General features: G+C 55.0%; 3 rRNA genes. All 3 read left to right on the top strand.

From position 1 onward, the window contains the following. Positions 1-267 precede the first annotated feature (267 nt). Positions 268-1,788: ribosomal RNA gene (locus AOP79_RS11465) — 16S ribosomal RNA — on the top strand. Positions 1,789-2,150: 362 nt separating this feature from the next. Then, a 23S ribosomal RNA gene (locus AOP79_RS11460) occupies positions 2,151-5,268 on the top strand. 72 nt (positions 5,269-5,340) lie between these two features. Beyond that, positions 5,341-5,457, top strand: a 5S ribosomal RNA gene (gene rrf, locus AOP79_RS11455). Together the 16S, 23S and 5S rRNA genes form the textbook arrangement of a ribosomal RNA operon. Positions 5,458-5,467: the final 10 nt, after the last annotated feature.

The raw sequence follows: 5,467 nt of genomic DNA, 5'->3' as shown, positions 1-5,467 counted from the left end.
GTAAGTTTGAAGGGTTGCCCCAAAACCGGCCTGGAAGGGTGTGGTTGAGGTGCGCGTCCGATCTTTGAGAACTCAACAGTGTGCCACATAGTCGATGCCAAAAATCTCCGGTGTCTGGTTGCTTGATAGTGACTGGATGCAGGATTCCTTTGGTAAAGAATTAAATGTCAGTGACATTTGTTCATTTGCTAGAGATTGAACGGACCTTCGGGTTCACTTCGTAGTGTTTGTGATTCCAGCCTTTTTGGTTGGGTTTGCTGATTATCATTTACGGAGAGTTTGATCCTGGCTCAGGACGAACGCTGGCGGCGTGCTTAACACATGCAAGTCGAACGGTGAAGCCCAGCTTGCTGGGTGGATCAGTGGCGAACGGGTGAGTAACACGTGAGTAACCTGCCCCAGACTCTGGGATAAGCCTTGGAAACGAGGTCTAATACCGGATATGAGACAAGGCCGCATGGTCATTGTCGGGAAAGTTTTTCGGTCTGGGATGGACTCGCGGCCTATCAGCTTGTTGGTGAGGTAGTGGCTCACCAAGGCGACGACGGGTAGCCGGCCTGAGAGGGCGACCGGCCACACTGGAACTGAGACACGGTCCAGACTCCTACGGGAGGCAGCAGTGGGGAATATTGCACAATGGGCGAAAGCCTGATGCAGCGACGCCGCGTGGGGGATGAAGGCCTTCGGGTTGTAAACCCCTTTCAGCAGGGAAGAAGCGAAAGTGACGGTACCTGCAGAAGAAGCGCCGGCTAACTACGTGCCAGCAGCCGCGGTAATACGTAGGGCGCAAGCGTTGTCCGGAATTATTGGGCGTAAAGAGCTCGTAGGCGGTTTGTCGCGTCTGCTGTGAAAACTCGAGGCTCAACCTCGAGCTTGCAGTGGGTACGGGCAGACTAGAGTGTGGTAGGGGAGACTGGAATTCCTGGTGTAGCGGTGGAATGCGCAGATATCAGGAGGAACACCAATGGCGAAGGCAGGTCTCTGGGCCACAACTGACGCTGAGGAGCGAAAGCATGGGGAGCGAACAGGATTAGATACCCTGGTAGTCCATGCCGTAAACGGTGGGCACTAGATGTGGGGACTATTCCATGGTTTCCGCGTCGCAGCTAACGCATTAAGTGCCCCGCCTGGGGAGTACGGCCGCAAGGCTAAAACTCAAAGGAATTGACGGGGGCCCGCACAAGCGGCGGAGCATGCGGATTAATTCGATGCAACGCGAAGAACCTTACCAAGGCTTGACATATACGGTCTATCCCTAGAGATAGGGAGTGATTTTTTCGCCGTATACAGGTGGTGCATGGTTGTCGTCAGCTCGTGTCGTGAGATGTTGGGTTAAGTCCCGCAACGAGCGCAACCCTCGTCCTATGTTGCCAGCACGTAATGGTGGGGACTCATAGGAGACTGCCGGGGTCAACTCGGAGGAAGGTGGGGATGACGTCAAATCATCATGCCCCTTATGTCTTGGGCTTCACGCATGCTACAATGGCCGGTACAAAGGGCTGCGATACCGTAAGGTGGAGCGAATCCCAAAAAGCCGGTCTCAGTTCGGATTGAGGTCTGCAACTCGACCTCATGAAGTTGGAGTCGCTAGTAATCGCAGATCAGCAACGCTGCGGTGAATACGTTCCCGGGCCTTGTACACACCGCCCGTCAAGTCACGAAAGTCGGTAACACCCGAAGACGTCGGCCTAACCCTTTGGGAGGGAGACGTCTAAGGTGGGATTGGCGATTGGGACTAAGTCGTAACAAGGTAGCCGTACCGGAAGGTGCGGCTGGATCACCTCCTTTCTAAGGAGCATCTGGCTGGTGAGCATCCTCGTTGAGGGTGTGAGGTAGTCCAGGCCTCGTTTCGGTCACACATGTTGACCGGCGAGAGCTCACGGATGGAACATCGACAATGTTGTGGCAGCTGAAATGTTGAGTGTGAGTACGCCCTTTGGGGTTGGAAAGTGTTTGACGTGGAGGATGTCGCTTTGGCACACTGTTGGGTCCTGAAAGATCGGGACCCGTGATCGGGACCAGGTTTTTCTGGTTTGGCTCATTGAAGACACATGAACCGCTTCGGACTTGTTCGGGGTAGGCGGTGTTGGACGGTGAGACCGCCCGTAGCTTGAGAACTGCATAGTGGACGCGAGCATCTTTGATTTCTGTGTCAAGTTTTTAAGAGCACATGGTGGATGCCTTGGCAGTAGGAGCCGATGAAGGACGTTGTAGCCTGCGAAAAGCCTCGGGGAGCTGGCAAACAAGCTGTGATCCGAGGATGTCCGAATGGGGAAACCCCGCTGGAGTCATGTCCAGTGACCCTCACCTGAATATATAGGGTGAGAGGAGGGAACGTCGGGAAGTGAAACATCTCAGTACCGACAGGAAGAGATATTCCGTGAGTAGTGGCGAGCGAAAGCGGATCAGGCCAAACCGTATGCGTGTGATAGCCGGCAGGCGTTGCGTATGCGGTGTTGTGGGACCTTTCTCTAGGAGCTGCCGCTTCTAGACGAAGTCAAAAATCTGCGTGATAGTCGAAGGGCATTGAAAGGCCCGGCATAGAGGGTGCAACCCCCGTAGACGAAATTGCGTGGACTTCGGAGAGTTATCCCAAGTAGCACGGGGCCCGAGAAATCCCGTGTGAATCCGCACAGACCACTGTGTAAGCCTAAATACTTCCTACTGACCGATAGCGGAACAGTACCGTGAGGGAAAGGTGAAAAGTACCCCGAGAGGGGAGTGAAATAGTACCTGAAACCGTGTGCTTACAATCCGTCGGAGCCTCCCTAGCAGGGGTGACGGCGTGCCTTTTGAAGAATGAGCCTGCGAGTTAGTGCTCAGTGGCAAGGTTAACCCGTGTGGGGCAGCCGTAGCGAAAGCGAGTCCGAATAGGGCGACCATAGTCGCTGGGTCTAGACCCGAAGCGAAGTGATCTATCCATGGCCAGGTTGAAGCGCGGGTAAGACCGCGTGGAGGACCGAACCCACTTGGGTTGAAAACCGAGGGGATGAGCTGTGGATAGGGGTGAAAGGCCAATCAAACTTCGTGATAGCTGGTTCTCCCCGAAATGCATTTAGGTGCAGCGTTGCGTGTTTCTTACCGGAGGTAGAGCTACTGGATGGCTAATGGGCCTCACCAGGTTACTGACGTCAACCAAACTCCGAATGCCGGTAAGTGAGAGCGCAGCAGTGAGACTGTGGGGGATAAGCTTCATAGTCGAGAGGGAAACAGCCCAGAACACCAACTAAGGTCCCTAAGCGTGTGCTAAGTGGGAAAGGATGTGGAGTTGCATAGACAACCAGGAGGTTGGCTTAGAAGCAGCCACCCTTGAAAGAGTGCGTAATAGCTCACTGGTCAAGTGATTCCGCGCCGACAATGTAGCGGGGCTCAAGTACACCACCGAAGTTGTGTCATTCACACATTGCCCGGTCATACCCTTCGTGGGTGTGATCCAAGCGTGTGGATGGGTAGGGGAGCGTCGTGTGGGCAGTGAAGCTGCGGGGTAACCCAGCAGTGGAGACCACACGAGTGAGAATGCAGGCATGAGTAGCGAAAGACGGGTGAGAAACCCGTCCGCCGAATGATCAAGGGTTCCAGGGCCAGGTTAATCCGCCCTGGGTAAGTCGGGACCTAAGGCGAGGCCGACAGGCGTAGTCGATGGACAACGGGTTGATATTCCCGTACCGGCGAAGAACCGCCCATGCCAAGGCGGATAATGCTAAGCGCCCAAAGCACGACTGATCTCTTCGGAGTGACGTATGTGTGGAGCGCGCGAACCAAGTCCGTAGTAGGCAAGCGTATTAACAGGGGTGACGCAGGAAGGTAGCCGGGCGTGGCGATGGTAGTCCACGTCTAAGGGTGTAGGGCGAACGGTAGGCAAATCCGCCGTTCACATGCCTGAGACCCGATGGTAACCACATTTGTGGGAAACCGGTGATCCTATGCTGCCAAGAAAAACCTCGGCGCGAGGTTCTAGCCGCCCGTACCCCAAACCGACTCAGGTGATCAGGTAGAGAATACTAAGGCGATCGAGTGAATCGTGGTTAAGGAACTCGGCAAAATGCCCCCGTAACTTCGGGAGAAGGGGGGCCTGAGGCGTGATCAGCACTAGCTGCTGTGAGCGTTCGAAGGCCGCAGAGACCAGGGAGAAGCGACTGTTTACTAAAAACACAGGTCCGTGCGAAGTCGCAAGACGATGTATACGGACTGACGCCTGCCCGGTGCTGGAAGGTTAAGAGGAACGGTTAGCCGTAAGGCGAAGCTGTGAATTTAAGCCCCAGTAAACGGCGGTGGTAACTATAACCATCCTAAGGTAGCGAAATTCCTTGTCGGGTAAGTTCCGACCTGCACGAATGGCGTAACGACTTCTCCGCTGTCTCAACCGCGAACTCGGCGAAATTGCACTACGAGTAAAGATGCTCGTTACGCGCAGCAGGACGGAAAGACCCCGGGACCTTTACTATAGCTTGGTATTGGTATTCGGTGTGATTTGTGTAGGATAGGTGGGAGACTTTGAAGCCGACACGCCAGTGTTGGTGGAGTCATTGTTGAAATACCACTCTGATCATTCTGGATATCTAACTTCGGTCCGTAATCCGGACCAGGGACAGTGCCTGGTGGGTAGTTTAACTGGGGCGGTTGCCTCCCAAAGAGTAACGGAGGCGCCCAAAGGTTCCCTCAGCCTGGTTGGCAATCAGGTGGCGAGTGCAAGTGTACAAGGGAGCTTGACTGTGAGACTGACAGGTCGAGCAGGGACGAAAGTCGGGACTAGTGACCCGCTGGTGGCATGTGGAAGCGCCAGCGCTCAACGGATAAAAGGTACCCCGGGGATAACAGGCTGATCCTGCCCAAGAGTCCATATCGACGGCATGGTTTGGCACCTCGATGTCGGCTCGTCGCATCCTGGGGCTGGAGTTGGTCCCAAGGGTTGGGCTGTTCGCCCATTAAAGCGGTACGCGAGCTGGGTTTAGAACGTCGTGAGACAGTTCGGTCCCTATCCGCTGCGCGCGCAGGAAATTTGAGAGAATCTGACCCTAGTACGAGAGGACCGGGTTGGACGAACCTCTGGTGTGCCAGTTGTTCCGCCAGGAGCACGGCTGGTTGGCTACGTTCGGAACGGATAACCGCTGAAAGCATCTAAGCGGGAAGCCGGTCTCAAGATGAGATTTCCACGGAGCTTGCTCCGAGAGGCCCCCAGCAGACCACTGGGTTGATAGGCCGGATGTGGAAGAGAGGACTAAAGACTCTTGAAGCTGACCGGTACTAATAGGCCGATAACTTGATACTTCACAAATGCTATGCGTCCACTATGCGGTTCCCGAGAAACGGTCGGGAAACCACCAAACATCTCCATAGAGTTGCCGTAGCCATAGCGAGAGGGAAACGCCCGGTCCCATTCCGAACCCGGAAGCTAAGCCTCTCAGCGCCGATGGTACTGCACCCGCCAGGGTGTGGGAGAGTAGGTCGCTGCGGCACATAACTTCTA

Origin of the sequence: Demequina sediminicola, from assembly GCF_000975055.1 — a bacterium.
Classification (GTDB): domain Bacteria; phylum Actinomycetota; class Actinomycetes; order Actinomycetales; family Demequinaceae; genus Demequina; species Demequina sediminicola.
Note: the sequence above shows the minus strand (reverse complement) of the source record. Positions and strands in the feature narration are given on the sequence as shown.